The organism is Pseudomonas sp. Sample_10 (assembly GCF_004321495.1).
In the GTDB taxonomy this organism is placed as follows: Bacteria; Pseudomonadota; Gammaproteobacteria; order Pseudomonadales; family Pseudomonadaceae; genus Aquipseudomonas.
Genome location: NZ_RCOE01000305.1, coordinates 1 through 4,374, shown reverse-complemented (window position 1 = coordinate 4,374; position 4,374 = coordinate 1). Strand labels below are relative to the sequence as shown.

Annotated in this window: 5 protein-coding genes; all 5 read right to left on the bottom strand. The window is 59.9% G+C overall.

Annotated elements, in window-relative coordinates; genetic code table 11:
- The coding region (locus tag D8U18_RS28450; RefSeq protein ID WP_131109264.1) for an NADH-quinone oxidoreductase subunit F at positions 1 to 881 on the bottom strand (881 nt) is incomplete at its 3' end.
- Positions 878 to 1,375: an NADH-quinone oxidoreductase subunit NuoE gene (nuoE, locus tag D8U18_RS28445; protein ID WP_008020715.1), complete on the bottom strand. Its 498-nt coding sequence runs from the start codon at positions 1,373 to 1,375 to the stop codon at positions 878 to 880. The genes nuoE and D8U18_RS28450, both read right to left, overlap by 4 nt.
- Positions 1,376 to 1,377: 2 nt before the next feature.
- Positions 1,378 to 3,162: an NADH-quinone oxidoreductase subunit C/D gene (gene nuoC / locus D8U18_RS28440; RefSeq protein WP_131109262.1), complete on the bottom strand. Its 1,785-nt coding sequence runs from the start codon at positions 3,160 to 3,162 to the stop codon at positions 1,378 to 1,380.
- Positions 3,163 to 3,234: 72 nt separating this feature from the next.
- Complete coding sequence (locus D8U18_RS28435; RefSeq protein ID WP_008032725.1) at positions 3,235 to 3,909, bottom strand: NADH-quinone oxidoreductase subunit NuoB; 675 nt, start codon at positions 3,907 to 3,909, stop codon at positions 3,235 to 3,237.
- Positions 3,910 to 3,919: 10 nt separating this feature from the next.
- Entirely contained in the window at positions 3,920 to 4,333 is a 414-nt protein-coding gene (locus D8U18_RS28430; protein WP_003223812.1) for an NADH-quinone oxidoreductase subunit A, read from the bottom strand.
- Positions 4,334 to 4,374: the final 41 nt, after the last annotated feature.

Below are 4,374 nucleotides of genomic sequence, written 5' to 3'. Positions count from 1 at the left end.
CCGTCGCGCATGCCGCCGGCGTAGTCTTCGAACAGCTCGCGACCGGTGACGCCGAACGGCAGTTCCCACAGGCCCGGGTTCTTGACCTTGCCGGAGAAGCCCATGAGCTTGGTGCCCATGTCTTCACTGCCTTCGCGGGCCAACGATTTGTACCAGTCCACGCCGTCGGCAATGATCGCCGGCACGTTGCACAGGGTCTCGACGTTGTTCACGCAAGTCGGCTTGCCCCACACGCCAACGGCGGCAGGGAAGGGCGGCTTGGAGCGCGGGTTGGCGCGGCGGCCTTCGAGGGAGTTGATCAGTGCGGTTTCTTCACCGCAGATGTAACGCCCGGCGCCGGTGTGGACGAACAGCTCGAAATCAAAACCCGAACCCAGAATGTTCTTGCCCAGCAGGCCCGCGGCCTTGGCTTCTTCCACGGCACGGTTCAGGTGCTTGGCGGCAGTGGTGTATTCGCCACGCAGGAAGATGTATCCGCGGTAGGTTTTCAGTGCGCGGGCACTGATCAGCATGCCTTCGATCAGCAGATGGGGCAGTTGCTCCATCAGCATGCGGTCTTTCCAGGTGTTGGGCTCCATTTCATCCGCGTTGCACAGCAGGTACCGGATGTTGATGGATTCGTCCTTGGGCATCAGGCCCCACTTCACGCCAGTGGGGAAGCCTGCACCGCCGCGACCCTTGAGGCCGGAATCTTTCACGGTCTGGACGATGTCGTCCTGAGCCATGTCGGCGAAGGCCTTGCGCGCAGCGGCGTAACCGTTCTTGGCCTGGTACTCGTCGAGCCATACGGCTTCGCCGTCGTCACGCAGACGCCAGGTGAGCGGGTGAGTCTCGGCCGAACGCTTGATGCGGTTGGCCGGGCCGAAAGAAGTCAGGGTCATACGTAGCCCTCGAGCAATTTGGCAACGCCTGCTGGCTGCACATCACCGAACGTGTCGTCGTCGATCATCAACGCCGGCGCCTTGTCGCAGTTGCCGAGGCAGCAGACCGGCAGCAGGGTGAAACGACCGTCGGCGGTGGTTTGACCCAGGCCGATGCCGAGCTTGCTCTGGATTTCGCTGACCACCGACTCGTGGCCACCGATGTAGCAGACCATGCTGTCGCAGACGCGAATGATGTGACGGCCCACCGGCTGACGGAAGATCTGGCTATAGAACGTCGCCACGCCTTCAACGTCGCTCGCCGGGATACCGAGGATCTCGCCAATGGCGTACAGAGCGCCGTCCGGCACCCAGCCACGTTCCTTCTGGACGATCTTCAGGGCTTCGATCGACGCCGCGCGCGGGTCTTCGTAGTGATGCAACTCGTGCTCGATGGCCGAGCGCTCGGTTTCACTCAAGGTGAAACGGTCTGTCTGGATAAGCGTGCTGTTCATGCTTAGCGGTCCACGTCGGCCATAACGAAATCGATACTACCCAGGTACGCGATCAAGTCCGCGACCATGCTGCCTTTGATCACCGAAGGGATCTGCTGCAAGTGCGGGAAGCTTGGGGTACGAATCCGGGTGCGGTAGCTCATGGTGCCGCCATCGCTCGTCAGGTAATAACTGTTGATGCCCTTGGTCGCTTCGATCATCTGGAAGGATTCGTTGGCCGGCATGACCGGGCCCCACGAAACTTGCAGGAAATGCGTGATCAGGGTTTCGATGTGCTGCAGGGTGCGCTCTTTCGGCGGCGGCGTGGTCAGCGGGTGATCCGCCTTGTACGGGCCTTCCGGCATGTTGCGCATGCACTGCTCGATGATCTTGATGCTCTGGCGCATTTCTTCGACGCGCACGATGCAGCGGTCGTAGGCATCGCCATTGGCAGCCAGCGGCACTTCGAATTCGAAGTTCTCGTAACCCGAGTACGGACGCGCTTTACGCAGGTCGAAGTCGCACCCGGTGGCACGCAGGCCGGCACCGGTGACGCCCCATTCCAGGGCTTGTTTGGTGTTGTAGTCGGCGACGCCGATGGTCCGGCCACGCAGGATGCTGTTGTCCAGTGCGGCTTTCTGGTATTCGTCCAGACGCTTGGGCATCCACTCGACGAAATCCTTGACCAGTTTTTCCCAGCCGCGCGGCAGGTCGTGGGCGACGCCACCGATGCGGTACCAGGCCGGGTGCAGACGGAAACCGGTGATGGCTTCGATCACCGTGTACGCCTTCTGGCGGTCGGTGAAGGTGAAGAACACCGGGGTCATGGCGCCGACGTCCTGGATGTAGGTACCCAGGAACAGCAGGTGGCTGGTGATCCGGAAGAACTCGGCCATCATGATGCGTATGACGTCGACTTTCTCCGGCACCTTGATGCCGGCCAGCTTCTCGACCGAGAGCACGTACGGCAGGTTGTTCATCACGCCGCCGAGGTAGTCGATACGGTCGGTGTACGGGATGAAGCTGTGCCAGGACTGACGCTCGGCCATTTTCTCGGCGCCACGGTGGTGGTAACCGATGTCCGGAACGCAATCGACGATTTCTTCACCGTCCAGCTGCAGGATGATGCGGAACGCACCGTGCGCCGAAGGGTGGTTCGGACCGAGGTTGAGGAACATGTAGTCCTCGTTCGGGCCGGAACGTTTCATGCCCCAGTCTTCTGGCTTGAAGCGCGCGGCTTCTTCCTCGAGCTGTTGCTTGGCCAGGGTCAGGCTGTACGGATCGAATTCGGTGGCGCGCGCCGGGAAGTCCTTGCGCAGCGGGTGACCTTCCCAGGTCGGCGGCATCATGATGCGCGACAGGTGCGGGTGGCCTTTGAAGTCGATGCCGTACATGTCCCAGACTTCACGCTCGTACCAGTTGGCGTTCGGCCAGATGCTGGTGACGGTCGGCAAGCTGAGGTCGCTCTCGGACAAGGCGACCTTGATCATCACGTCACTATTACGTTCGATCGACAGCAAGTGGTAGAACACGGAGAAATCGGCGCCGCTTGGCAACCCTTGACGCTTGGTGCGCAGACGCTCGTCCACGCCGTGCAGGTCATAAAGCATGACGTACGGCTTGGGCAGGTTACGCAGGAACGTCAGGACTTCGACGAGTTTGGCGCGGGCAACCCAAAGCACCGGCATGCCGGTGCGGGTAGGCTGGGCGGTGAACGCCTCCGGGCCAAAACGGTTGTTCAGTTCGACGACCACATCCTGGTCGTCTGCCTTGTAAGGCGGGATGTACAGAGCACTGCCTGTAGTCATGGTTATTTATCGCTTTCGGTCAACGTAAAGAATGAAGCCAGTTTCTCGTTCTATAAAAGAAGCAGATCTGGATCAGACTTCGTCGGGGCTGCGCAGGTTGGTGACTGCGATTCGCTGTTCGCGGCGCTTGTCCTTCTCGGAAGGCATCTCGGCGCGGTATACGCCTTGATCACCAACGACCCAGGAAAGCGGACGACGCTCCTGTCCAATCGACTCCTGCAACAGCATCAGGCCTTGCAGGAAAGCTTCAGGACGGGGCGGGCAGCCAGGCACGTAGACGTCCACGGGCAGGAACTTGTCCACCCCTTGAACGACGGAGTAGATGTCGTACATGCCACCGGAGTTGGCGCACGAACCCATGGAGATGACCCATTTGGGTTCGAGCATTTGCTCGTAGAGACGCTGAATGATCGGCGCCATCTTGATGAAGCAGGTACCGGCGATAACCATGAAATCCGCCTGACGCGGCGATGCCCGGATAACTTCGGCGCCAAAGCGCGCGATGTCGTGGGGCGCCGTGAAGGCGGTGGTCATTTCCACATAGCAGCACGAAAGGCCGAAGTTATACGGCCACAGGGAGTTCTTGCGCCCCCAGTTGATCGTGCCGTTAAGCACGTCTTCGAGCTTGCCCATGAAAATGTTTTTGTGGACTTGATCTTCTAACGGATCGGAAACGGTTTCCCGTTCGCCAATCGGATACTGCTCGTTAGGAGCATCGGGGTCGATCCTGGTGAGATTGTATTGCATTGCCAAAGCCTCATTGTTTCAGCTTCGCTTGCCGCTTGCGCCGAGCTTCCGGAGCCCAGTCAAGGGCGCCCACTCGGAATAGGTAGACAAGACCTGCCAACAGAATTGCTATGAAAACGAGAGCTTCGACGAATCCGGTCCAGCCGCTTTCGCGGACGGACACAGACCATGCAAAGAGAAAGAGGGCTTCGATATCGAAGATCACGAATAGCATCGCGACCAGATAGAATTTGGCTGAGAGCCGCAAGCGGGCACCACCTGTAGGTAGCATGCCGGACTCGAACGGTTCGTTTTTGCTGCGGCCCCAGGCTTTTGACCCAAGGAGGCTGGAGACGCCCAGCATGAAGGCACAGAGGCCGACGACGCCTAGAAGGAAAATGGCAAAGCCCCAGTTGTGGGCCATGAGTCCTGTCGCTTCGGGCATGCTGGTAATCCTTAACAGAGAGCAAAGGTCTCTGAGCTTGA

Coding starts and splice junctions, on each gene's coding strand:
- nuoE (WP_008020715.1), bottom strand. CDS start 1,375: ATGAACAGCACGCTTATCCAGACAGACCGTTTCACCTTGAGTGAAACC.
- nuoC (WP_131109262.1), bottom strand. CDS start 3,162: ATGACTACAGGCAGTGCTCTGTACATCCCGCCTTACAAGGCAGACGAC.
- D8U18_RS28435 (WP_008032725.1), bottom strand. CDS start 3,909: ATGCAATACAATCTCACCAGGATCGACCCCGATGCTCCTAACGAGCAG.
- D8U18_RS28430 (WP_003223812.1), bottom strand. CDS start 4,333: ATGCCCGAAGCGACAGGACTCATGGCCCACAACTGGGGCTTTGCCATT.